The sequence below is a fragment of the Escherichia sp. GZ89 genome, assembly GCF_019366485.1.
GTDB classification, from domain to species: domain Bacteria; phylum Pseudomonadota; class Gammaproteobacteria; order Enterobacterales; family Enterobacteriaceae; genus Escherichia; species Escherichia fergusonii.
In genome coordinates this window covers 36357-60811 of record NZ_JAEOHX010000018.1, presented here as the reverse complement: position 1 = coordinate 60811, position 24455 = coordinate 36357, and the positions used below count along the sequence as shown (strand labels likewise).

The 24455-nt window shown below is 48.0% G+C and carries 22 protein-coding genes, 3 tRNA genes and 4 pseudogenes; 14 read left to right on the top strand and 15 right to left on the bottom strand.

Annotation, left to right across the window (positions count from 1 at the left end; translation table 11 throughout):
• Positions 1–23: 23 nt before the first annotated feature.
• The 11 genes from cutC to K0335_RS20525 form a co-directional block, all read right to left on the bottom strand.
• Positions 24–3410 carry a choline trimethylamine-lyase gene (gene cutC, locus K0335_RS20575; RefSeq protein WP_104920340.1) on the bottom strand — a complete coding sequence of 1129 codons (3387 nt, stop codon included), beginning with the start codon at positions 3408–3410 and terminating at the stop codon, positions 24–26.
• 26 nt (positions 3411–3436) lie between these two features.
• Entirely contained in the window at positions 3437–4591 is a 1155-nt protein-coding gene (locus K0335_RS20570) for a 1-propanol dehydrogenase PduQ (protein WP_104920341.1), read from the bottom strand.
• A 15-nt stretch (positions 4592–4606) separates the two neighbouring features.
• Positions 4607–4864 carry a EutN/CcmL family microcompartment protein gene (locus K0335_RS20565; RefSeq protein ID WP_000599365.1) on the bottom strand — a complete coding sequence of 86 codons (258 nt, stop codon included), beginning with the start codon at positions 4862–4864 and terminating at the stop codon, positions 4607–4609.
• Positions 4865–4890: 26 nt separating this feature from the next.
• Positions 4891–6477: an acetaldehyde dehydrogenase (acetylating) gene (locus tag K0335_RS20560; RefSeq protein WP_104920342.1), complete on the bottom strand. Its 1587-nt coding sequence runs from the start codon at positions 6475–6477 to the stop codon at positions 4891–4893.
• Positions 6478–6530: 53 nt separating this feature from the next.
• The gene (locus K0335_RS20555) at positions 6531–6809 is read right to left on the bottom strand and encodes a BMC domain-containing protein (protein ID WP_001206281.1); all 279 of its coding nucleotides are present in this window, start codon (positions 6807–6809) and stop codon (positions 6531–6533) included.
• Between the two features lie 14 nt (positions 6810–6823).
• A complete protein-coding gene (locus K0335_RS20550; protein WP_000502010.1) occupies positions 6824–7108 on the bottom strand; it encodes a BMC domain-containing protein in 285 nt (94 codons plus the stop codon).
• A 17-nt stretch (positions 7109–7125) separates the two neighbouring features.
• Positions 7126–7404 carry a BMC domain-containing protein gene (locus K0335_RS20545; RefSeq protein ID WP_000502008.1) on the bottom strand — a complete coding sequence of 93 codons (279 nt, stop codon included), beginning with the start codon at positions 7402–7404 and terminating at the stop codon, positions 7126–7128.
• 518 nt (positions 7405–7922) lie between these two features.
• Positions 7923–8441, bottom strand: a complete 519-nt coding sequence (locus K0335_RS20540) for a FidL-like protein (RefSeq protein WP_001217010.1) — start codon at positions 8439–8441, stop codon at positions 7923–7925.
• The gene (locus tag K0335_RS20535) at positions 8441–9259 is read right to left on the bottom strand and encodes a winged helix-turn-helix domain-containing protein (protein WP_160194095.1); all 819 of its coding nucleotides are present in this window, start codon (positions 9257–9259) and stop codon (positions 8441–8443) included. Before K0335_RS20535 ends, K0335_RS20540 begins: the two co-directional genes overlap by 1 nt.
• 22 nt (positions 9260–9281) lie before the next feature.
• Complete coding sequence (locus K0335_RS20530) at positions 9282–9860, bottom strand: TetR/AcrR family transcriptional regulator (RefSeq protein ID WP_000926369.1); 579 nt, start codon at positions 9858–9860, stop codon at positions 9282–9284.
• Between the two features lie 312 nt (positions 9861–10172).
• Positions 10173–10248: transfer RNA gene (locus K0335_RS20525), tRNA-Asn, on the bottom strand.
• On the opposite strand from K0335_RS20525, the gene K0335_RS22740 reads away from it, so the two are divergent.
• The 5 genes from K0335_RS22740 (at position 10204) to K0335_RS20500 (ending at position 15315) form a co-directional block, all read left to right on the top strand.
• A complete protein-coding gene (locus K0335_RS22740; protein WP_219340422.1) occupies positions 10204–10503 on the top strand; it encodes a DUF5951 family protein in 300 nt (99 codons plus the stop codon). The genes K0335_RS20525 and K0335_RS22740 overlap by 45 nt on opposite strands.
• Entirely contained in the window at positions 10442–11878 is a 1437-nt protein-coding gene (locus K0335_RS20515; RefSeq protein ID WP_001027998.1) for an EmmdR/YeeO family multidrug/toxin efflux MATE transporter, read from the top strand. Before K0335_RS22740 ends, K0335_RS20515 begins: the two co-directional genes overlap by 62 nt.
• 117 nt (positions 11879–11995) lie before the next feature.
• Positions 11996–12071, top strand: a tRNA-Asn gene (locus K0335_RS20510).
• Positions 12072–12428: 357 nt separating this feature from the next.
• Positions 12429–13733, top strand: coding sequence for a shikimate transporter (gene shiA, locus K0335_RS20505; RefSeq protein ID WP_000378537.1), 1305 nt, complete (start codon positions 12429–12431; stop codon positions 13731–13733).
• A 127-nt stretch (positions 13734–13860) separates the two neighbouring features.
• A complete protein-coding gene (locus tag K0335_RS20500; RefSeq protein WP_001016370.1) occupies positions 13861–15315 on the top strand; it encodes an AMP nucleosidase in 1455 nt (484 codons plus the stop codon).
• On the opposite strand, the gene K0335_RS20495 is transcribed toward K0335_RS20500, so the two are convergent.
• Positions 15312–15725 (bottom strand): hypothetical protein, encoded by a 414-nt coding sequence (locus tag K0335_RS20495; protein ID WP_223685791.1) that lies wholly within the window; start codon positions 15723–15725, stop codon positions 15312–15314. The genes K0335_RS20500 and K0335_RS20495 overlap by 4 nt on opposite strands.
• Before the next feature lie 58 nt (positions 15726–15783).
• A pseudogene (locus K0335_RS20490) lies at positions 15784–16236 on the bottom strand (ISAs1 family transposase); the annotation flags it as partial.
• Between the two features lie 158 nt (positions 16237–16394).
• Between K0335_RS20490 and K0335_RS20485 the strand changes: the two are divergent.
• From K0335_RS20485 to K0335_RS20440, 9 genes and pseudogenes are all read left to right on the top strand, one after another.
• Positions 16395–17183, top strand: a pseudogene (locus tag K0335_RS20485) (AAA family ATPase); the annotation flags it as partial.
• Positions 17183–18441, top strand: a pseudogene (locus K0335_RS22555) (type VI secretion IcmF C-terminal domain-containing protein); the annotation flags it as partial. The pseudogenes K0335_RS20485 and K0335_RS22555, both read left to right, overlap by 1 nt.
• 10 nt (positions 18442–18451) lie before the next feature.
• The gene (locus tag K0335_RS20470) at positions 18452–19810 is read left to right on the top strand and encodes a VasL domain-containing protein (RefSeq protein WP_160194088.1); all 1359 of its coding nucleotides are present in this window, start codon (positions 18452–18454) and stop codon (positions 19808–19810) included.
• Positions 19811–19827: 17 nt separating this feature from the next.
• Positions 19828–20307 carry an Hcp family type VI secretion system effector gene (locus K0335_RS20465; RefSeq protein ID WP_001284965.1) on the top strand — a complete coding sequence of 160 codons (480 nt, stop codon included), beginning with the start codon at positions 19828–19830 and terminating at the stop codon, positions 20305–20307.
• Between the two features lie 197 nt (positions 20308–20504).
• The gene (locus tag K0335_RS20460) at positions 20505–21176 is read left to right on the top strand and encodes a hypothetical protein (protein WP_104920348.1); all 672 of its coding nucleotides are present in this window, start codon (positions 20505–20507) and stop codon (positions 21174–21176) included.
• The gene (locus K0335_RS20455; protein WP_046077359.1) at positions 21176–21625 is read left to right on the top strand and encodes a lysozyme inhibitor LprI family protein; all 450 of its coding nucleotides are present in this window, start codon (positions 21176–21178) and stop codon (positions 21623–21625) included. The genes K0335_RS20460 and K0335_RS20455 overlap by 1 nt, the downstream gene beginning before the upstream one ends.
• Positions 21626–21629: 4 nt before the next feature.
• Entirely contained in the window at positions 21630–22001 is a 372-nt protein-coding gene (locus K0335_RS20450) for a hypothetical protein (RefSeq protein WP_104920349.1), read from the top strand.
• Positions 22002–22414: 413 nt separating this feature from the next.
• The gene (locus tag K0335_RS20445) at positions 22415–22873 is read left to right on the top strand and encodes a hypothetical protein (RefSeq protein ID WP_125282644.1); all 459 of its coding nucleotides are present in this window, start codon (positions 22415–22417) and stop codon (positions 22871–22873) included.
• An 11-nt stretch (positions 22874–22884) separates the two neighbouring features.
• Complete coding sequence (locus K0335_RS20440; RefSeq protein WP_104920350.1) at positions 22885–23205, top strand: hypothetical protein; 321 nt, start codon at positions 22885–22887, stop codon at positions 23203–23205.
• A 617-nt stretch (positions 23206–23822) separates the two neighbouring features.
• Here K0335_RS20440 and K0335_RS20435 read toward each other — a convergent pair.
• Positions 23823–24062 (bottom strand): annotated as a pseudogene (locus K0335_RS20435) (Arm DNA-binding domain-containing protein); the annotation flags it as partial.
• A gap of 167 nt (positions 24063–24229) precedes the next feature.
• Positions 24230–24305: transfer RNA gene (locus K0335_RS20430), tRNA-Asn, on the bottom strand.
• Positions 24306–24455: the final 150 nt, after the last annotated feature.

Sequence of the window (24455 nt, the reverse complement as noted above, 5' to 3'; positions counted from 1 at the left end):
TTGTCCGGTTGCGATCCGTCTTATCAGAACTTCTCAATCACCGTACGGCTGATGATTTCGTCCTGAACTTCCTTACACAATTCCACGAAGTAGGCGCTGTAACCGGCTACGCGGACGATCAAATCACGGTATTTTTCCGGTTCCTGTTGTGCTTTTTTCAGTACTTCATTATCGACGTAGCTGAACTGCATCTGACCGTTGCCAAGAATTGATGCTGTACGCAATAGAGTTATCAGGCCGTTGCGACCTTCCGGTGTATCAAGTAGCCCTTTGAGGAATTTGAAGTTATGCACCATGCCGATATTCATGGTTTCAACGTTCATTTTGCTCACAGACTTGATAATCGCTGTAGGGCCATGCTTATCCGCCCCTTGAGTCGGGCTGATCCCGTCAGAAAGCGGCATCCACGCCAGACGACCATTTGGTGTGGCATTGGTCAGCTCACCAATCGGCGTATTGTTGGAGATCGACAACGTACCGTGGCTGAGAGTGGAGTAGAGCATCTTGTACTTGCGGCACTCTCGTTCAGTCCACTCGGTGATATCCAGAGCGTACTGGTCAACGTAGTTATCGTCGTTGCCGTATTTCGGTGCGTTCAGACAGTCGCGACGCAAGCCTTCACAACCTTCAAAGTTTGCCAGCAGAGCGTCCCGTATCTGTTCAAGGGTATATTTCTTATCTTCGTAAACCAGTTTGCGGATGGCCGCCATTGAATCGACGTAGGTAGCCAGACCAGAGAAAATCAGCCCAGGTCCGTGGTTTACCATTGCGCCACCGGCAGAGACGTCTTTGCCTTTTTCCATGCAGCCTTCAACCAGTAGCGACATCAGCGGTTTTGGTGCCACGTCCCGGTGCACACGCTGGCTGATGACCGTACCGATGGCGGACAAGCGTATGATATGAGCAACTTGTTTTTTCACCGCGGCATCAAAATCTTCAAATGTGCGCAGATCTTTCAGATCGCCCGTGTCCAGCCCCTGATAGCTATCAAACAGCACCATACGACCACGGTTGAGGACAAACTCGATGGCAATTGGCCATTGGGTGTAGCCGGTGGAAGTCCACTGGTAAATACGACCTGATTTTTGTGGTTCCACGCAGCCCATCAGGCAGTAATCACGTGCATCTTCAAAGTCAAAACCTTTGCGCAGCATCATTTTGATATGGGAGTCATCGAAGTGGCAGGCTGGGAAGCCCATCCCCGCTTTCACCACATCGACAATTTTTTCCATATATTTTTGCGGCGACTGGTTATGGATACGGCAAGCCAGTGATGGCTGATACACTTTCACAAAACGGACTGCATCCATAATCAGATAGGTGAGATCGTTGCAGGCATCGCCACCGCTACGTTTTTGACCACCGACAGTCAGGTTGATAAATGGCTGATAACCCGCAAAATATTTCGCTCCCAGTTCGCTGGACATCCACATCAGCTCGGCACATTTGATGATAAATGCCTGCATCAGCTCCAGTGCACCTTCATGAGTCAGGCGACCTTCACGGATATCTGCTTCAAACATCGGGTAGCAGTACTGGTCAACACGCCCAAGTGACAGGCCTGTCTGGTTCTCTTCAATCTCAAACAGTGACTCTACCGTCCAGATACTTTGCAGCGCTTCCTGCAAGGTTTTCGGCGGATTCGCCGGAACGTTCTGGTTAACTTCTGCGATAGTCAGTAGCTCTGCTCGACGCTGGGCGTTCTGTTCAACGGCAGCCAGTTCACGGGCACGGGCGGCAATACGATGCGCATAGTTGATCACCCCTTCACAGGTTTCGATCGCTGCTTTGTAGTAGTAAATGCGATCGATATCTTCCGGGTTTTCCATGCTCAGTTCGGCAAGATGCGCCTCGGCATCGGCTTTGATGCCATTCATCCCTTTGGTAAACAGCAGCACATCGTAGCCCGGACAGGTATCACCCCCGCCGTTAACCTGATGATAGGAGAGGTCGCTGACGAATGTTTCGCCACTGAACGACCAAACGCCAGCTTCGCGGTATTGTGCTTCACAAATTTCATCCAGCGAGCGACCCTCCCAGAACGGTACAATCTCTTCGCGAATGGTTTTTTTATCTTCTTCGCTGATTTCAAACGGATCCTGTGGGCGAGTACTCATGGTATCGAGTTCGTCACGCACCCAGCGCCAGGCAATATCAGGTGAAAATGCGCCAGCACGCGGTTTACCGCAAGGATGACCGACGATCAGCTCATCGTCCTGAATCAAAATCGGCGCAGTTTCACAGGCGTGACGGAATGCTTTAGCACGCAGCAGGATGGCTGGCATTCCTGGATTCGCTTTCACCACTTCGGTAAAAGCCAGTGCACGGTAAATAGAAACACTCGGGCGAACAGTCAGGTAGTGGTTACGCAGACGTTGGATACGTGGTGTCAGGCCTTCCAGCACTGGCGTTTCGCTACAGGCGGCAAATGGTGTGGTAACGGTTTTGTGGGCACCATGGAACAGACGTACGGGCAGATTTAGCGCGCTCAGGTTACGTTGTGCATTGAGGAACATCTCTGAAAGAGGGTTAATCACTGCGTTCTCAAGGCTTGCACCGTGCAACAGAGCATCGAACATCGGGTAGCCATCGATAGCACAAGCTGCGCGGACTTCACTCAGTTCTGCCAGTTTAAACCACAAACATTCGACAATTTCGTAAGCCTGCGCCTCGGTCAGCAGACCGTTGGCAATATCATGCTGATAATACGCCAGCAGCGCTTTATCTGCACCTTCCGGGTTAACAGCATAGCTACCATTATCTAACTGGAGTGCTAACTGGAACAGATAAAATGCCTGGCAAGCCTCTTTAAAACTACGAGCAGGATGCGCTGGGATATGGTGCAAAATGGCGGCACTTTCAGATAACTCAGCTTTGCGATACGCATTTGTCTCAGTTGCAGCCAGTTTTTCGGCGCTGGTGGCCAGATTTTGCGCTAACTGCATCAGGGCATCACAGGCATAAATCGCGGCGCGGCAAGCGTTGACTTCATCCATACCACTGCGGCTAACGGCGCTGCCCAGTGAGCGGGTTTTCTCTTCCAATTGCTGTTTGATTGCCAGCACGCCTTTTTCGATCACCAGTTTATAATCCGGGGCATCGAGGTCGCTATTTAGATTAAGAAACTGAAAAACAGACGGGCGGTGGGCCGTACTTTCGTCGTGGAAAATCGCACCATGCGGACGATGAGTCTGATTGCCAACAATCAGTTCATCGGGGCTAACAGCGAGCGGTAGCTGGCGCATCAGTTCATAGAAACGGCGAGCGGGTTTTACTGCGGCGGGAATGCCCGCGATATCACCATCCAGCCCGCTCAGGATCCCGGCATGTTCAACGCACAGGGTACTGGGGTGAGCCAGTAAACGTTCAGCCAGCACTTTTACGCGCGGTGTTAAATTGTAGTTTGCCATAAGGTAAGGGTCTCCAGTTCTTGTTATCAGTGGCATTGAGCGATATTGCCGCTCCAGGCCTGGCGATAAAGTTCAGTCAGGGCGCGGGCATCCGGTTCGCGCGGGTTGGTTGGGGTGCAACTGTCACGCAGTGCCTGGGCAACCATCTCCGCCAGGCGCTGATCGAAATCAGCGGCATTCACGCCGGTGTCGTTAATCCCCCTGGGCATATTCATTTCATCTTTCAGCGTTTGGATTGCGACCAGCAGGCTTGTTACTCCTTCACGAGGCGTGCTGGCAGGCAGTTCCAACAGATGTGCCAGACGTGCATATTTCCGCGCAGCAAGGGTGTCGCATTGACCGTGGTAGTCAGCATTCCATGCCACAACGTGTGCCATTAGCAGGGCATTTGCGCGCCCATGAGGGACACGGAAAACACCACCAAGGGCATGAGCCAGGCTATGGGTGATGCCAAGAGAGGCATTGGTAAACGCCATTCCTGCCATACATGAGGCGTTGTGCATTTTCTCCCGAGCCTGCAAATCCTGGCCGTTACGCCAGCAGCCCGGTAGGTAGCTGAACACCTGTTGCACCACTTTTTCAGCAAGTGCATCGGAAAAGTCGCTGGCGGCAAGGGAGACATAAGCCTCCAGAGCGTGGCACAACACATCCATTCCGGTGTCAGCGGTGATAGCAGGTGGCACGGATGCCACCAGTGACGGATCAAGAATGGCGATATCCGGTAGCAGCGACGAGTCAACCAGCACCAGTTTTTCGGCATGGGCTTTCACCACCGAGAAACTGGTCACTTCTGAGCCCGTACCGCTGGTGGTTGGAATAGCCACAAAGCAGGGGCGTTCACGTCCTGCTTCCGGACGGGTTTGCGCCAGGGCGAAAATAACCGCTTTGGCTGCGTCAATGACCGAACCACCGCCGAGTGCGATAACCAGATCCGGGTAGCAGCTGTCCATCAACTTCATCCCTCGGACCACGGTAGCGATATCCGGATCGGCGACAACGTCATCCCACACCTGCCAGTCAATGCCGCGCGCACAGAGACGCTGCGTGACACGTTCAGCAAGACCGAATTTGACCATCGCCTGATCGGTAACCAGCAAAACATGACAGGCGGTTAGCTCGTCCAGGACTGACAGCGCGTCCTGACCGAAGCAGATCCGGGGTTTCAGCAAAAATTCACTCATTGGTTTTTTCACTCCTTAAGCGTCCCGAAAAACCTTCTCGACAATGGCGACCACTGACATCGCTTTGTAACGATCTTTATTGAGTGCGAAGTACTCCTCCGCCAGCACAACGTCATGAACGCCTGCACCGACGCTATCGACAGCGACCCAGGAGCGGTCCTTCATCAGCTGTTGGTTATCATCCAGTTGGGTGATCAACAACAGGTTGCTGCCGCGCAGCTCATCGCACTTTTGCGTGGCGACGACATGTCCGGTTACCTTTGCGAGAATCATCGTTTTTATCGCCTTATCTCAATGAATTACTTGCCTAAGCGCTCAAGCACCTGGCGGATGACTCGCTCAACGTTCTGCTCGTTGATCTCGCCTTCGGGATCAGTCGTTGCCACAGTAAAACGATCATCAGCAGATGTGGTTGCCGGGGCAGGGGAGGTGAAGCGGGCATCGTCAAGAAGGCTGCGATGCGGATCCGCTACCGGCGCGGCGATGGCTGGCTGCGGTTCTGCACGGCTACCCGGAGAACGCAACTCATCGATGGAACGCACGCCATAGCCCACTTTACGAATGTTGAGCAGATTCATTGGCCCGACGTTATCGGAAGAGGAACCACCACCTACCGCACCGCATCCAAGCGTCAGGGCGGGGGTAATGTTAGTGGTAGCGCCAATACCGCCAAGCGCTGCAGGGGTATTGATCAGAATGCGGTTAACCGGTTTTTCAAGGCAGAATTGACGGATCACATCCTGGTTGCGGGTATGGATCACCAGTGTGTGGCCCAGACCTTCGTTAGTCAGCAACTCCACCACGCGGTGGCAGGCAGCTTTCCAGTCCTCTTCGATATACAGACCAAGAACCGGGCACAGCTTTTCACGTGAGTAGGGATTTTTGTGAGAAACGGTAGTTTGTTCGGCAATCAGTACTCTGGTACTGGCGGGCACACAAAAACCGGCCATCTGGCTTAAATACAGTGCGGTTTTTCCCACCACTTTCGGGTTAATCGTGCCGTTCGGGCGCAGCAGCAGAGCTGCCATTTTTGCCGCTTCATCTTCGTTCATAAAGTAAGCACCCTGAGCTTCCAGCTCGCGGTGTACTTCGTTGTAAATGCAGCGTTCAACAATAATCGACTGTTCAGAAGCGCAGATCACACCATTATCGAAGGTTTTGCTGGTGATGATATCTTTCACCGCATGGTGGATATCCGCACTGCGTTCAATAAATGCCGGACCGTTACCAGGACCACCGCTGATGGTCGGTGTGCCAGAAGCATATGCTGCTCGTACCATTCCTTCACCACCGGTAGCCAGAATCAGCGAAACATCTTTGCTATGCATCAGTTCCTGGGTTGCTTCCAGCGTGAGCTCGGTTACACCATCGACAATACCCGCAGGTGCACCAGCAGCTTCTGCGGCACGCTTAACGACTTCTATCGCCTTCCAGCTACACTGACGTGCGCCGGGATGCGGAGAGAAAATAATCGCATTACCGGCTTTCAGGGCGATCAGCGTTTTGTAGAAGATGGTCGAAGTCGGGTTGGTTGACGGCACCAGGGCGCAAATCACACCCAGCGGCACGCCCACGTCCATCACTTTTTGCTGTTGATCGTCATGAATGATGCCGACGGTCTTCATATCTTTGATGGCATCGTAAACACGCAGCGAGGCGAAACGGTTTTTCAGGACTTTATCCTGCCAGTTGCCGAAGCCAGTTTCTTCTGCGGCCATTTTTGCCAGTGCTTCAGCGTGGTGTGCTGCTTCCTGGGCCACGTTTTTCACGATGGCGTCGATTTGCTGCTGCGAAAAAGTGGCCATAATCGCTTGCGCTTTTTTGGCGTTACGCACCAGCACCCGCGCGTTCTGACGGGAGCGCAAATCGGTATCCAGTTCAATCATGAGTCTATCCTTCATCAGACTAAAAGAGTGCAGACGGGGCGTGCCCTGTCAGGTCATGCTTTATGCTGCGACGCAATTTTTTCGATGTCGTTATGTGGACGGGCGATGACACGGGAGGTCACCACTTCACCGATACGTCTTGCTGCTTCAACACCGGAATCCACCGCGGCATTCACTGCGCCAACGTCGCCTTTCACCATCGCGGTGACCAGGCCAGAGCCGACGTTTTCATAGCCAATCAACTCAACGTTGGCGGCCTTACACATCGCGTCTGCCGCCTCAATACAGGCCACCAGACCTTTGGTTTCGATCAGACCAAGCGCTTCTCTCATTATGTTTTCTCCGGTTAATCGGTAATTTTGTAGTGCGAGACAATCTTGTTGATGTCATTGTGTGGACGCGCGATAACCAACGACGTCACCACCTCGCCAATGCGCTGTGCGGACTCAACACCGGAATCCACCGCCGCTTTTACTGCGCCGACATCACCTTTCACCATTGCGGTGACCAGACCAGAACCGACGTTTTCATAGCCAATCAACTCAACGTTGGCGGCCTTACACATCGCGTCAGCTGCTTCAATACAAGCCACCAAACCTTTGGTTTCAATCAGACCTAATGCATCACCCATGTTTCTTCCCTCCGGCCTTAAGCCTTATGTTTAATAACGATTTTGTTGATGTCGTTGTGAGGACGCGCGATGACCAGCGACGTCACCACTTCCCCGATGTGCTGTGCGGACTCAAGTCCAGAATCGACAGATGCTTTCACTGCGCCAACGTCGCCTTTCACCATCACGGTCACCAGGCCAGAGCCGATGTTTTCATAGCCAATCAGTTCAACGTTGGCGGATTTACACATCGCATCCGCTGCGGCAATACAGGCCACCAGGCCTTTGGTTTCGATAAGCCCTAATGCATCACCCATGGTGATCTCCTCAGAACAGGTTTTGTGATTCAGGAAAACCGTCCGTGACACAGCGTTAACTCACGGAAGCGGCGTTCGAATGTCACTATAGAGCTCATGGGATTTTGTGGAATTTAAATCTGCTGAAAGCAATGATTTAGAATTAAATTCTGAGATTTAGCTTTCAATACACTCTGATTTATGTATTTGTGCTGGAGTGGTGGGGGGATTTTGTTTTTAATAATGCGCTTTTTGGCGTATTTTTTTCGCCGGGTATGTTTGTTGCTAAGTTGCTAAATAATTACGAAAAGGGGGTAACAGCTACAGCGGTGAAGTGTGTTGGGGCTCATACTTTGGCGCAAACCCTAAACGCAAAAAATGCGCTTTTGCTCAGGGCCGTTGAGAAGGGGAAAATGAAATGCGTGGTACATCACAAATCGCCTGTGCTATCACGAAGTTAAAGAGTCGTGTTTCTCGTCAGGCGAAGGGGGGACGATGAAAGTGGTGAGCAATTCGTTGCGTAAGGCAGCCAGAAAAAACTAGTCTAATTTGCTGCCAGATTTAAGGGTACAGATCCAAAGCGGTGAATTAATAGAACTGAGCAAAATCGCTTTATCGTTCAGCTTCTGGGCGTTGAGGAACAGCCCGTCATGGCTGTCAGACATTTCACGCATAAAGTAGTCAAAAATCACATCTGGTGATTCATCTATCGATGAGGCGCTGGATTCCCACTGGCTGATGCGGTAATGGCGTTCCGTGGCGGAAACACGTTTACTGGTATAGGTAAATTTGACATAGCGTTGCAGGTACAGCCAGCCAGCGGCAGAGTCCGTGTAGCCTTCGACCACCATAGAACCTTTACCCTGGCTGCCAAAGTTAAAGTGAATATTACCGTTAACGTTCTCCTTTTCCATATTCTCAAAACGCATGATGCCTTTTGTTGAACAACTCATAATCCCTGTATTTTCAGCAGGGGACAACCGCCAGAAACTAAACCCGGAGGCGACGATAAACGTCAGGGCGGAAATAGCAAAGAAGGTGCGCGGTGCAATTCTCATTACGGTTTCCAGGAGTAATAAAAGTAGTTATCGCAATAACTAAACGGGTTATCTTCATGCATAGCGCAGTGCGCGAGGAACACTCGCCCAAGGCCGTTGGTTTCCAGCCTGTCACCGTAGAAAAAAAGAAAACGCTCACCTGGTTTGCAGGCGATATTCAGACGCTTACGGACTTCGTCATAATTTTTCTCATACGCCTTCACGCTTACTGAACGGCGCATTTCGTCGCTTGCCAGTAATTCGCACTGGCTATGAGAAAGTTGCGTCAAAGCGATGGGGCGCGCCTCGCTGATACCGAACAAATTGAAGGCTACCAACAAAATCGAAATGGTTAACAAACAGGCACCTGCAAAATACCAGTAAGCGTCGTGACTATGGGTGACAGGCGTTAATGTTGATGGCGCAGACCCGGTATCCTCACTGGATGTTGGTGCGTCAACATCAGGGATTATGGATGGCTCTATAATTGCAGGTGGCGCAGGGGCTTCATCCAGTGGTTCGATGGAGACATCCGGGTTTAGCTGCAGATAGCCGCGTGCAACGGTAATGATAATATTATCAATACCATAGTGACGGAATGTCTTGCGCAGCATACTGAGATACTGATTCAGATTGCTGTTAGAAGAAGTTAATCCGTTGTCATCCCAAACTTTTTTCAGTACCTCTTCGCGACTAACGATATCGGTATGATGCAAAAAAAAGTTGAGCAGGGCGCTGGACGTTAACGAGAGTTGGCAGTCTGGCTCAGTGCTTTGCGGTAGCGTAAGCGTGCCATCCGTAGCGTCATAAATGAAACGGGCATTGATGTTATAGCGCATCGCGACCTCAATCCATGGGACTTCACGCGGGAAGCGTCATCTTATTCAGTGAATCAACCAGTGCCTGACGATGTTCGGGGCTCATGGTGATCCCTTCCGTTAACTCAGACAACCAGATGCCATCCGCGGTATAGCGCACCAGCGTTCCGGTTGGGCTATTATCCAGTTCATCGCCATTCGCTAAATGACCAAGCATCCAGTCTCGCCAGCATTTTCGCAGCACCGGTTCATCGGGCATTGCCAGCGAAAGCACCATCAATTGACGGCTTTCTTGTGTGTCAGTCAGTGCAGAAAGATAGTTCACATATGCGCGAGTAAAACGGCCATAGCTGATATTGTCTTTTTGCATCAGGGCAGCGATGGCCTCTTCCATTATTGCCAACAACCGGGCAAATAAGGCGTAGATCAGCGCCTGCTTGTTCGGAAAGTGATGCAGTAATCCACCTTTACTCACGCCAGCTTCGCGGGCAACCGCATTCAGCGAGAGGGCAGCAATACCGTCACGACCAGCAATCATAGCTGCAGACTCCAGCAACTGCTGATACAGACGGATGGGATCTTTTTTACGATGTTGGGTTTCTGTATTCATAGGCAGAAGCATACCGACCAGACGGTATGTTTTTTTTTGATCGCTATCAAGGAGAAGCGGCTACCCATTAAGTGAGTGTGGGTATTGCGTGTGAGGTCACAATTTGTCGTATAAATCCCACTGCTGCTGTTAATACTCCTGGTCTGCGCGATGGCAGTAAGGTGTTACTCTTTCGATGAACAGAAAACTCACAAAAAGCGGACAGGCAAGTCGCAATGGCTGAATGATGATTTTTGAAATGCAGAAGGAGGGGGGAGAGATATTGAGTGTGACGTAAGACTGCACATAGCAAAAAGCCTGCTCGGAAGCAGGCTTTTCAGAATTTGGCTCCTCTGACTGGACTCGAACCAGTGACATACGGATTAACAGTCCGCCGTTCTACCGACTGAACTACAGAGGAATCGTTGTTGAGGCACATCTTAGCGGCGAAAAATCTTTTGTCAAACCCCATTTTCAACTCTTGTGTTTAATTGCTTTATCTCTCAACAATTTGTTGCATTTCCAGACAATTTTAACGGGAAATAATTTTGCAGGATTGTCGATTCTCCCTCATCATTTGAAATGCGGTTTCACATTTTTCTTTAAGGTCTGCTTTGAATATCACTTCTGCTGTACGCCATGCCGTAACCCGCACGACCTGGTACGCCAAACGTAAGAGTTATAAAGTTCTCTTCTGGCGTGAAATTACACCGCTTGCTGTGCCCATCTTTCTGGAAAACGGTTGTGTGCTGTTAATGGGGGTATTGAGCACGTTCCTGGTGAGCTGGCTGGGTAAGGATGCAATGGCGGGAGTGGGCCTTGCAGACAGCTTTAACATGGTGATTATGGCTTTTTTTGCTGCTATTGACCTGGGTACGACGGTGGTAGTGGCATTTAGCCTCGGGAAACGTAACCGACGACGCGCCAGAACGGCAACAAGGCAGTCGCTGGTCATTATGACGTTATTTGCCATATTGTTGGCGGCGGTGATTCATTACTTTGGTGAGCAGATCATCAATATTGTTGCCGGAGAGGCTACAGAACACGTCAAAGCGCTGGCGTTGATCTATCTGGAGTTGACGGTACTGAGTTATCCGGCGGCAGCCATAGCGCTAATTGGTAGTGGTGCGTTGCGAGGGGCCGGTAACACGAAAATTCCGCTGCTCATTAACGGTGGCATGAATATTCTCAATATCATCATTAGCAGCATACTTATTTATGGCATTTTTTCATGGCAAGGCCTTGGTTTTGAAGGGGCGGGCCTGGGGCTGACAATCTCCCGCTATATTGGAGCTGTTGCCATTATATGGGTGTTGATGATCGGTTTTAATCCGGCGCTGCGTATCACCTTGAAAAGCTATTTCAGGCCACTGAATTTTTCTGTTATTTGGGAAGTGATGGGAATAGGTATCCCGGCGAGTGTCGAATCAGTTCTCTTTACCAGTGGACGTCTGTTAACACAAATGTTTGTTGCCGGGATGGGAACCAGTGTTATTGCCGGTAATTTTATCGCCTTTTCAATTGCTGCACTTATCAACCTTCCTGGTAATGCGTTGGCCTCGGCCTCAACAATTATTACCGGACGGCGATTAGGTAACGGTCAAATTGCTCAGGCTGCAATTCAACTGCGTCATGTGTTCTGGTTATCAACCATTGGTCTGACCGCAATAGCCTGGCTGAGCGCACCATTTGCCAGTCTGATGGCTTCCTTTTATACCCACGATCCTGAAGTTATTCATGTGGTGGTGGTCCTCGTTTGGCTCAATGCGGCGTTTATGCCAATCTGGACAGCGGCCTGGGTTGTGCCTGCCGGGTTTAAAGGCGCACGGGATGCACGCTATGCAATGTGGGTATCAATGTTAGGGATGTGGGGATGCCGGGTCGTGGTGGGCTATACGCTGGGTATTGTTCTTGGCTGGGGCGTTGTGGGTGTCTGGATGGGAATGTTCTCAGACTGGGCAGTCCGGGCAATTCTCTTTTATCGTCGGATGAAAACCGGTAAATGGTTGTGGAAATATCCCAGGACACACCTTGAAAAGGTGGAAAAATAAGCGTTTGTGGCGCAATTTAATGCGAAATGAGGAATATTTCAGCAAACGATCAGGAATATGAATTCAGCCTTTGACATTGCATATCGTCATCGTTAATATGCGCCCCGTTCACACGATTCCTCTGTAGTTCAGTCGGTAGAACGGCGGACTGTTAATCCGTATGTCACTGGTTCGAGTCCAGTCAGAGGAGCCAAATTCTGAAAAGCCCGCTTTTAAAGCGGGTTTTTTGTTATCTCACATCTCCCGGTTATCTTTCATTTTTTTCATCTTGCCCATTTTGGGAAAGAAAATCATTTTCACTTCGCTTTTCGCGAGGTAGTCTCAAAAGAGTCGTTTAAGCACCGACTTAGCCTAATGGCAAACGCCAATTTACCTGAAGAGCTGGTTCTCATCTGACCTGGACAGTTCCTGCAATACATTGAATTTGCGAGATTTCACAGGCAGGATAAAGCGCGATTTGTCAGCAATCTGAGTCGGTTATACAACGGCTGCAATGTGAGTAACCCATTTTTATACTTATAACTAAAAAACCAGTACTGACAGGACAATCATGGACTCCACACTTATTTCAACGCCTCCAAAAGAGGACACTCCATCGCTTACCCGTGCTCGTCGTGCTGCTTTCGGTAGTTTTGCCGGAGCAGTAGTTGACTGGTACGATTTTCTGCTTTATGGCATCACTGCCGCGTTAGTGTTTAACAGTGAATTCTTCCCACAAATTAGTCCGGCCATGGGCACACTGGCTGCTTTTGCAACATTTGGCGTCGGCTTTTTGTTTCGTCCACTGGGTGGCGTGATTTTTGGTCATTTTGGCGACCGCCTTGGACGCAAACGGATGCTGATGCTTACCGTCTGGATGATGGGGATTGCGACGGCACTGATTGGCATTCTGCCATCGTTTGCTGCAATTGGCTGGTGGGCTCCGGTTCTGCTTGTTACCTTACGGGCAATCCAGGGATTTGCCGTTGGTGGGGAGTGGGGCGGTGCGGCGTTGCTGTCGGTCGAAAGCGCACCTGAAAACAAAAAAGCCTTTTATAGCAGTGGGGTACAGGTCGGTTATGGTGTCGGTCTTTTGCTCTCTACCGGGCTGGTTTCGCTGATCAGCATGATGACCACAGATGAACAATTTTTAAGCTGGGGCTGGCGTATTCCGTTTTTATTCAGCATCGTGCTGGTGCTTGGCGCATTATGGATTCGTAACGGAATGGAAGAATCTGCCGAGTTTGAAAAGCAGCAACAAAAAACATCACCAAAAACACGTTTACCGGTGTTGGAAGCACTTAGCCGTCATCCCGGCGCTTTTTTGAAAATCATCGGCTTGCGTTTGTGTGAACTTTTGACCATGTATATCGTCACTGCGTTTGCACTGAACTACTCGACACAAAATCTCGGGCTTCCACGCGAACTCTTTCTGAATATCGGCCTGCTGGTGGGTGGACTAAGTTGCCTGACCATTCCGTGCTTTGCATGGCTTGCAGATCGTTTTGGTCGTCGTCGCGTTTATATTACGGGAGCGTTAATTGGCACACTCAGTGCTTTCCCGTTTTTTATAGCGTTGGAATCCCAATCTATTTTTTGGATCGTGTTCTTCTCAATAATGCTGGCGAATATTGCCCATGATATGGTGGTTTGTGTGCAGCAGCCGATGTTTACCAGCATGTTTGGCGCGAGTTACCGCTACAGTGGTGCTGGTGTGGGGTATCAGGTCGCAAGTGTGGTGGGGGGAGGTTTTACACCATTCATTGCCGCAGCTCTTGTCACATTTTCTGCGGGTGACTGGCGGAGCGTAGCTATTTACCTGCTTGTTGGTTGCCTTATCTCAGCGGCGACAGCATCATTAATGAAAGATAAGTAACTGTTATCACATTAATTGCGAAGGTGTTCCGGCCTTCGCATATCTCTTCTTTAAGTCTCACTTTAGTTTCACATTACTGTGACATACTATCGAAAGAGCAGTACATCTGTGAAACAAGGAGACAGTCATGAATCATCAGGGCATTGGCCTGACCCCAACTCAGGCACTGGATAAACTGAACGCAATGTATGAGCAATCGGTAAACGCTTTACGTAGTGCTATTAGCAAATACATTGAAAGTGGAGAGCTTCCCGACGTTAACGCCCGACAGCACGGTCTTTTTGTTTATCCATCGCTTACGGTTAAATGGGATGGAAACACCACGAATCCACCTAAAGCGCGCGCTTTTGGACGTTTTACTCATCCAGGGAGCTATAGCACCACTATTACCCGCCCGGCACTTTTTCGTCGTTATCTGGAAGAGCAATTGACGTTGCTTTATCAGGATTACGGTGCGCAAATTACAGTCGAACCTTCACAGCATGAGATCCCTTATCCCTACGTGATCGACGGTTCTGAATTATCGTTGGATCGTTCGATGAGTGCCGGGCTGACTCGTCATTTTCCCACTACCGAGTTAGCACAAATTGGAGATGAAACCGCAGACGGTATTTATCATCCTGCGGAGTTTTCGCCACTTTCGCATTTTGATGCCCGCCGTGTTGATTTTTCACTGGCACGATTGCGGCACTATACCGGGACGCCGGTTGAACATTTCCAGCCTTTCGTTTTGTTCACTAACTACACCCGCTATGTAGATGAATTTGTTCGTTGGGGATGTAGTCAAATACTTGATCCTGACAGTCCATATATTGCGCTTTCATGTGCAGGGGGAATTTGGATCACAGCCGAAACTGAAGCACCAGAAGAAGCAATTTCTGATTTGGCATGGAAAAAACACCAGATGCCTGCCTGGCATTTAATTACCGCCGATGGACAGGGGATTACGCTGGTCAATATCGGTGTTGGTCCGTCGAATGCGAAGACAATTTGTGATCACCTTGCGGTGCTCAGGCCGGATGTCTGGCTGATGATCGGTCACTGTGGTGGTTTGCGTGAAAGCCAGATGATTGGTGATTACGTTCTTGCCCATGCTTATTTACGCGACGATCATGTACTTGATGCAGTACTTCCACCAGATATCCCAATTCCAAGCATTGCAGAAGTGCAACGTGCGCTTTATGACGCCACTAAGCTGGTCAGTGGGATGCCGGGAGAAGAAGTTAAGCAACGGCTGCGTACAGGAACTGTGGTTACAACGGATGACCGTAACTGGGAGTTGCGTTATTCCGCCTCGGCATTGCGCTTTAATCTTAGCCGTGCGGTGGCTATCGATATGGAAAGTGCCACCATTGCCGCTCAGGGGTACCGATTCCGTGTACCGTATGGTACTTTGCTTTGTGTATCGGACAAACCATTGCACGGCGAGATCAAACTGCCGGGGCAGGCAAATCGCTTTTATGAAGGCGCTATTTCTGAGCATTTGCAAATAGGCATTCGCGCTATTGATCTCTTACGTGCAGAGGGAGAACGGCTGCACTCTCGTAAACTACGTACGTTTAATGAACCGCCATTCCGTTAAGAATTAATCTTGATGTGAAAAAAGAGGGGGAAGTTGATCCGCCCCCCTTTATTATTAAGAATATCTAATTTTGTGTTTCCAATAATATTAAAAGCATGGTCATAAGTGCTGATAATTATATGATGAACTCCATCCCTTTGGATATCCTCTACTAAGTCGAAACTTGATTTCGTATATTTTTCAAATGGATAATCATCAAGTTTATATATAGAGAGCTTGTCGATATTGCTAATAAAAAATACGAGAGTAACATCACAAGCATCTTTAATAGCAGGTTTGCAGGCAGATAACGATAATGAAACTTTGATGGTGAAATTAAATGGATATAGATTTAACTCTGTTCCAGTTAAAATCATCGCATCTCGACCATATATTTTACCATATTTTGTTTCTAGCGCTTTTACAATCATATTAGCTGCAACCTCTTGTCGTTAATGTCCTGCCGCCATCTTGAGTTGTAAATCTATTCTCATTGGATTTCTCATCCGTCCTGATCTGTCCGATGACCAGACTGTGCATTGTTGAGAACGCACTAATGACATGAATCGCTCCCCTGCGGCGACTCTTGTCATAAGAGTGCCGGAGCGTTTTTCCATCAATTGCAATGACGCCTTTATCATCTGAAGAATGGCAGTCACGCATCCAGTTAATAAAGCACTCGTGAAATTTTGCAGGACTGATACAGGATACAACTCTGGCAATGGTATCGTGAACAGGAATACCATTTTCAAAATCACCATATTGCTTCAAAAAATCGAGATGTGTTTCCCCAAAATCCTCTATATCTTCCCAGCTTTCTGCACCCGAAATAACGGCACAAATAGTCAACAGTAGAATATCCGATAATTTATGTTCCACTTTCCAGGCTTGTCTGTAATCGGGGATAATAGAAATATGTTCCATCAATTTTTTAAGTACCATTTTGTTCTCCTTAATTATGTAAGGAGTATTTGATCATGTATAAGCAATAAAAAACAGCTTCAGGTAATGAGGAATATCTCAATTTTTAAACATAAAATGCGAATTGTTTAGTACAAAAAAGCAGCGTTACGTGATCTTTCCCTGGGTGTCACGGTGAAGATTTCGGAGGGGTGACCGAGGTACTGGTGCAGTATGATGAAACACTGGCGGCGCTGGATGAACTGGAAGCGGCCTGGCACCAGCAGCAGACGCTGGTACGGGAAATTATCGCGCTGCGCCAGCAGTTACTGGGCGTGGATGCCATGGAGGATACGCCGTCAGAGTCAGAACAGGATAATACCGATGCTGAATCGACTGATGATGCTGGTAGCACACAGCCTGAAGAGACCGCTGAAACAGTTTCCCCGGTGCAGAGGCTGACCCAGCTCACCGCCGAACTGGACACCCTGCATAACGACCGGTTGCTGGTTTCCCCGCATGTCGATAAAAAACAGATTGCGGCGGTGATTGCCGAATGGACTGGCGTTCCGCTTAACCGCCTGTCGCAGAATGAAATGTCGGTCATCACCGACCTGCCGAAGTGGCTTGGTGACACCATCAAAGGACAGGACCTGGCGATTGCCAGCCTGCATAAACACCTGCTGACTGCACGCGCCGACCTGCGCCGTCCGGGACGCCCGCTGGGCGCGTTCCTGCTGGCCGGCCCCAGCGGCGTGGGTAAAACCGAAACCGTCCTGCAACTGGCAGAACTGCTCTACGGCGGTCGCCAGTATCTGACCACCATCAATATGTCCGAGTTCCAGGAGAAGCACACCGTCTCGCGGTTGATTGGTTCCCCTCCGGGCTATGTCGGGTATGGTGAAGGCGGCGTGCTGACCGAAGCGATTCGCCAGAAACCTTATTCTGTGGTGTTGCTCGACGAAGTGGAAAAAGCGCACCCGGATGTGACCGGGCAGAGATTCAGCGTCAGTTGACTGAACAGTATCTCAGTGACTACACCGCTACCTGGCGGGCCGGGATGGATAATCTTAACGTCAGGAATTATGTGTCCATTGCGCAACTGACCAGTGCGCTGGAGCAGATAATCAGCGGTGACCAGCCACTTCAGCGGGCGCTGACTGCCCTGCGTGATAACACGCAGCCTGCGGTACTCTCTGAAAAAATTTCTGATAAAGAACGGGAGAATGCACTGGCGGAGCCGGACTTCCGCCTGCTGACCCGCCTCGGGCATGAATTCGCCCCGGAAAACAGTACGCTCGCGGTACAGAAGGATAAAGAAAGTACCATGCAGGCGGTGTACCAGCAGTTAACGGAACTGCACCGCTATCTGCTGGCGATCCAGAACGCGCCGGTGCCGGGGAAATCGGCGCTGAAAGCTGTCCAGCTACGTCTGGACCAGAACAGCAGCGACCCGATATTCGCCACCCGCCAGATGGCGAAAACCCTGCCCGCGCCACTTAACCGCTGGGTGGGCAAGCTGGCCGACCAGGCCTGGCATGTGGTGATGGTGGAGGCCGTTCACTATATGGAAATTGACTGGCGTGACAACGTGGTGAAACCGTTCAATGAACAGCTTGCCGGTAACTATCCGTTTAATCCGCGCTCGGCGCAGGATGCTTCACTGGATGCGTTTGAACGTTTCTTTAAACCGGATGGCGTGCTGGACACATTCTGGCAGCAGAATCTGAAACTGTTTATTGAAAATGACCTGAGCCGTGATGGCGATAACGGGGTGATTATCCGCGAGGACATCATCCGGCAACTGGATACTGCACAGAAGATTCGCTCTTCTTCAGTAAACAAAACGGCCTGGGAACGCAGTTTGCGGTGGAAACGGTATCGCTCTCCGGCAACAAACGCCGCAGCGTACTGAACCTCGACGGCCAGTTAGTCGATTACAGCCAGGGGCGTAACTATACCGCCCACCTGGTCTGGCCGAACAACATGCGTGAAGGCAATGAAAGCAAACTGACGCTGATAGGCGTCAGTGGCGGAGCGCCGCGCAGTATCAGTTTCACCGGGCCGTGGGCGCAGTTCCGCCTGTTCGGGGCAGGGCAGTTAACCAGCGTTGAGGCAGGGACATTCAGCGTGCGGTTTAACGTGGACGGTGGCGCGATGGTCTACCGGATACACGCTGACACCGAGGACAATCCATTCAGTGGCGGGCTTTTCAGCCAGTTCAGGCTGTCGGACACGCTGTACTGAGGAGACAAGGATGAGCAATAACGTACTGACACAAACTATCGTTACCGGCAGTGACCCGCGTGGCCTGCCAGAGTTCAGCGCCATCCGCGAGGAAATCAACAAGGCCAGCCATCCGTCGCAGCCGGAGCTGAACTGGAAACTGGTGGAGTCGCTGGCGCTGGCGATATTTAAGGTCAACGGGGTGGATTTGCATACCGCCACCTACTACACGCTGGCCCGGACCCGTACACAGGGGCTGGCGGGATTCTGCGAAGGGGCGGAGCTGCTGGCGGCGATGGTGACTCACGAGTGGGATAAATTCTGGCCGCAGGGCGGCCCGGCGCGGACCGAGATGCTGGACTGGTTCAACACCCGCACCGGGAACATTCTGCGTCAGCAGATATCCTTTGTGGAGGCTGACCTGCCCCTGTTATACCGTACAGAACGGGCATTACAGCTTATCTGCGACAAACTCCAGCAGGTGGAACTGAAGCGCCAGCCGCGTGTGGAAAACCTGCTTTATTTTGTCCAGAACACGCGTAAACGGCTTGAGCCGCAGCCGAAAAGCAGCGTTGAACACACCGCACAGACCACGGTAAGAACGCTGATTTATGCCCCGGAAAACGGCACTGAGCCAGCAACCAAAACGGTGATGCCGCCGCTGCCCGAACTGCCGGAGATGAAGGTGGAGGTGCGCAGCCTGGCTGACAGCACGCCACCGGCCAGTGTGGCAAAGCAGGGCAGTGCGGCGAAAGGTTTTATTGCGGGTGTTGTCTGCTCTGCGGCTGTCGTCGCCGCGCTCTGGTGGTGGCTGGTTAGTCCCATGCAGCAACAACTCTCCCGGGTCAGCGATACCGCGCAGGGTGCGGCCACAATCTGGCTGGCGTTACCTGAGCTGGAAAACTATGAGCGCAGGCTACAACAACTTCTCGATGCTTCACCTGTTCAGCCGCTGAATACGGGCTTACAGATGGCGCGTACCGCCGACAGTCGCTGGCCGGAGAGCCTGCAACAGCAGCAGGCTACCGCACAGTGGAATGAGACGCTGAAAACCCGCGCACAGAGTAGTCCACAGTTACGCGGCTGGTTACAGGCCCGCCAGGACTTACATGCCTTTGCAGACCTCGTGATGAAACGTGAGAAAGAGGGGGTAACCCTTTCCTACATCAAAAATGTTATCTGGCAGGCGGAGCGGGGGCTGGGGCAGGAAACACCCGTTGAGTCCCTGCTGACGCAGTACCAGGACGCCCGTGCGCAGGGGCAGAATACCGACGTGCTGGAAAAACAGATTAATGAGCGGCTGGACGGCGTGTTAAGTCGTTGGCTATTGCTGAAAAATCAAACGATGCCGGAGACAGCGACCGGAGCAAAATCCGGCAGTAATAACTGAACTGAAGGAGTATTTTTATGGCTAATTTAATTTATCTGACACTGAATGGACAAAACCAGGGACTGATATCAGCAGGATGTTCCTCACTGGACTCTATTGGTAATAAAGCCCAATTGGTACATCTTGACCAGATTATGGTGTTTGAGTTAACGCACGGTTTAAGTCGTAACCAGAATGTCAATCATCATTCCGTCACCATAAAAAAGCCAATTGATAAATCATCGCCTTTACTCGGTAAAGCGATTAACGACAATGAAATACTAACCTGCGATTTTGATTTCTACCGGACAAATCGCTTTGGGGTTAACGAAAAATACTACAAGATAAAACTCACTAATGCCAGAATTAGCGATATTCATTTATATGCACCTCACTCTATTAATGATAATTCAGGGCAAACTCAGGAAACGATATCATTTGTATATGAAACCATAAACTGGGAGCATTGCACAGCCGGGACAAGCGGATATAGTTTATGGAATGAGAGAATCTTTTGATTAAATAAAAATATGGAGGGCAGTATGGTATCTAAAAATGAAAAACCATCGATAAATATACCTAAACCTAAACCTAAACCTAAAAAAAATCTTTAACCGCAGAGGAAAAATTTGCTATTTGGAAAAAAGCAAGGAAAGATGCTTATGATGAAAAAAAAGAAATATGGAATAAATATGATTCATTCATTCAGCAAGCTATGTCTGAAATGAAAAAGTATTTGCAAAAATATGATAACTTTAACTCAGATCTGTGCCCGGACTGGATATGGATAAAATCGATGTTATGGACAGAAGGTCATCCTGTAGATTTTGAATATGAATGGGAACACAGGCCGCTCCGCATTGGAGTCGCTGGAGATGCGGGTGCACCCGCATTGCTCAATAAAGATGAAGCCATCAGTCTGGTCATTCCTACTGGTGCGGAATGGCAAAATTTAACATTAAGTAAAATTACTAATGACCCATATTCAAATATTAGAGCAGCAATTATATATTTAATGAATAAATTGAGTCTCTCGGATCAAATATCTGTTGATGATCCGAATGATAAAACCATTTATACAGTAAAAGTATCTACAGCTGATGGTCACGGTACTATGGATGCAATTGCTCTTGACAGGCGTCGAATAGGTACAACAAAGGAGATTCTGGAGAGGGAGAATCCTGGTGTTAATCCAACCAGACTACATAATGGCCAGGAGTTGAGATACTGTAAGGGGAGTAAGCAGCGGGTTATTTTTGGATGGCGACTTCCTGTAAATGTTAAAATTATTGCACAACAATACAATGGTGGTGGAGATGCAGCTTATGAGGCAAAGGTAGACTATGTGCATTCTTTATTGTCAGGCTCTATGGGGCGTGAAAAATAATGGCCAGTCTTTTTAAATATTTACGGGTGTTATTATTCATTGTCATTTTTTTTATGATCGGCAGAGTATATGCTAACACCAGTTACTATAGTAGCAAAAATAACTGTGAATATGGCGAACAACCTGAAATTGCTGATTGCCTGAGAAATGAGTTAATAGAAAGTACAATAATGCTTAAAGAAGCAGAGAATAATATTAAACAACGCATACAAAAATGGTCTGCTGAAAAAAGTGCATCGCTGGATGAGGCTATCCCTGTTGCACTTTATAAACTGGATGAGTCCCATAAAGCATTCGTTCGTTATCGCTTCACTCAGTGCGCGTTTGCTGAATCATGGGGGAACGGAGTGGGAAGTTTTACTCGTATATTTTCTTGCATGGCTGAACTCAACAGACAACGAGCAAAGCAATTAATGAATGCAGATATACCTGATTATGCAAAGGATTAGCTAAATGGCCATGGTTCGGTTATTGTTGTTTTTTGTTATTTTTATTTGTATGCCATCATATTCGCATGATGAGTCCTGGCATCCCAAAAAATATGATTCGAATATATATTATTATTTATCCACACGGATACCAGATTCTGTCCGTCAGATAAGCTACGATACTGATTATTGCAATGTTTATTTGTCATTTGCATTAACAAAAAATGAAATAACAAATGATATAAAAGATAATATAAAAAAATATTGCGCAACTCTTTCAGCGCGCAATGGTGAATTAAAGAAAAAATATGCCAGCAATAGTGAGGTGTGTTCAATTTTAACAATGACAGATGATGTTGTTTTACTTTATCACGATTATGATAAAGTAAATAAATAACACTGTCTATTTATTGCGAGTCTGTAGGCTGTACTTGTGAGTTGATATAACCGCCGTGTTTTGTGTTATGGTGTGTGGACTTTATGTAAAGGAACTGGTGTTTTTCAGGTGATCATAAGCTTGAAAGTCAAATTCGTATGTACAGGCAAAATCTTTGAAAGTATTTCTGCATGATATGATGTTTAATTTCTTACGGATTATTTCTGCTATGAGGCCGTCATGGAATAAACGTTTAATTAACCTGCCGCCATGAATCACTGGCGGCAGGCAGAACTGATTACTGATAGCGGTTTACCAGATCTTTTACCATTCCGGCATATATTTTTTTTGCTTAAACTGCGTAATTTATTGTTCTGTAACATATAATTTTGGAAAGTGAAAGCGGTAAAGTTAATAAATAGTAGAGGTTGAGAGTGAAAAAAATATTTTTAATGGTCTTGTCGTTTTTCTTTATAAGTGTTTCTCATGGAGCAAGCAGCGAGTATGATATTAACGTAGATGATTGTGACCCGATATTGCTGAATCAAGGAGAACGTTATTGGTGCTTGATGAATAAATATCATGAAAGTGCGCTTATTTTACAAAAAACAGAGAAAGAGGCAGAGGCTAAACTCGCCCGAATGGATAAGGAACATTCCTATACTCTGATTGAACATGAGGAACCTAAACTTATCTATGATTCCTACACACATCGTGCGCTGGAGCAGTTTCCTGAATTACATATAAAATATATACTACATCGGCAAAATCAATGCAGTTATGCAGTCTTAAGGCTGGGTGAAGTTCCAGGTAATCATCTGGCCATAGCCAGACTATATTGCATGATAGATATGAACTTAACTCAAATTAAATGGATTAAAGACTCAATATAGGTGGTTGATAAATGAATGGCAAACTCTCATTGATTGTTTTTATCACATTTCTGGTGCACCGTTCTGTTGATGTAAATGCTGCGGGAAATACCTATTATAAGTTGCCCGAAGAGATCAGAGGTTTTGTTGATGTTGCTGATAGTTGTGAATATGGTATTAGTATTAATGATGAGTATTTTATCAAAGAAAATTGCTCTGACATTGAGGGGAAACTTAATTTCCTTAAAGGAAAATATAGTGATAAATATATCTTATCAATTTTATCAATATATGATGATACAGTAATAATATATCTGGATTATAAAAACAGAAAAAATTGTACTGTCAAATGATGATATGGTTATCGAAGTATTTTTTCTATATCTCTTATGAATATGATATGTTTAATTTTTTAAAAATTGCAGGTGTTCATTTGGTTAAAATATTGCATTTTAACCTGTGTTGTCAGTACATATAGTGAATATTAATACATTATATTGGTTTTAATTTTCTACGAATTTTCTCTGCTTTTAGATGAGATATTCTTCCGGACTGGATATGGATAAAATCGATGTTATGGACAGAAGGTCATCCTGTGGATTTTGAATATGAATGGGAACACAGGTCGCTCTGCATTGGAGTCGCTGGAGATGCGGGTGCACCCGCAGTGCTCAATAAAGATGATTATCCACGCGGATAGCAAATTCTGTCCGTCAGAGAAGCTATGGTACTGATTATTGCCATGTTTATCTGTCATTTGCAGTGACACAAAATGAAATAACAGATGATATAAAAGTAATATAACAAAATATTGCACAACTCTGTCAGAGCGTAATGATGAGTTAAAGAAAAAATATGCCATAAATACAGAAGTGTATTCAATTTTATTAATGACAGATGATATTATTTTACTTTATCAAGATTTTAATAAAATAAATGACTAACGCTGCTCGTTGATTGCGAGGATGTATCCTGTACTTGCGAGTTGATATAACGCATCGTGTTTTGCGTTTTGTCTGGCATTAGCAAGAGAAACCGCAGGGTAAACACCAATGGAAAACACTTTCTGTTTACCATCGAAGCGATAGCCTAACTGCCAGTATTTTGAACCATTGGGATACACAAGAAGGTAGAGACCAAATCCATCTGTGAGCTTGACGGCTTTTTCCGCAGGTCTGGCATTTTTTACTTTAGTATCAGTAAGTGACATGACGGTTCCCTCCACGTGCTGGTAAAACGCAAATCGAACCAGCTTTACCAGCAAAGTAGTGTGGATTCGAGCGGTTTTTAACGAACGAGGGTGAACCTGAAGAAGGGGATAACCAGTTGATATAAATGCAGAAAGCAGACGTCAGTGAACGTCTGCTTTCTTTAAATTGGCTCCTCTGACTGGACTCGAACCAGTGACATACGGATTAACAGTCCGCCGTTCTACCGACTGAACTACAGAGGAATCGTGTGAACGGGGCGCATAATAGCGATGGTGATCCGGCTTGTCAAAGGGGTAAATTCACTTTTTTATTCGTTTGTTGGCAAAATCGGCAATGTGCTGTGATTTTATACTGTTATCTTTGCTCCATAATGGTGCGTAGCTACCTTATTC